This is a genomic window from Holdemanella sp. DFI.5.55 (assembly GCF_020593575.1).
Classification (GTDB): Bacteria; Bacillota_I; Bacilli_A; order Erysipelotrichales; family Erysipelotrichaceae; genus Holdemanella; species Holdemanella hominis.
In genome coordinates, this window is the sequence record NZ_JAJDMK010000459.1 from 1 (window position 1) to 213 (window position 213).

The 213-nt window shown below is 38.5% G+C and carries 1 pseudogene; it reads left to right on the forward strand.

Going from position 1 to position 213, the window contains the following annotated elements:
- Positions 1-70: 70 nt before the first annotated feature.
- Positions 71-199, forward strand: a pseudogene (locus LJE08_RS15460) (GIY-YIG nuclease family protein); the annotation flags it as partial.
- Positions 200-213 lie beyond the last annotated feature (14 nt).

A 213-nucleotide genomic window follows, 5' to 3' on the forward strand; every position in this document is an offset into this window, starting at 1 on the left:
GCCGTACATAAACGACATTTGGCTATTTTGGCTATGAGCAAGTGTTAAACTCCCGACGCGGTCTAGAAGGCCTTGTAAGCTTGTGTATGTAAGGGCTTGTGAGTCGAAGTCCAAGGCTTTGAAGTTGGAATATAAAATTAAACAAATGTCTCGAAAAGAAAAGTCGGAGTTGATTGAAGGAATCTTGAAAGAAATGTAGTTTCGTATTATTAT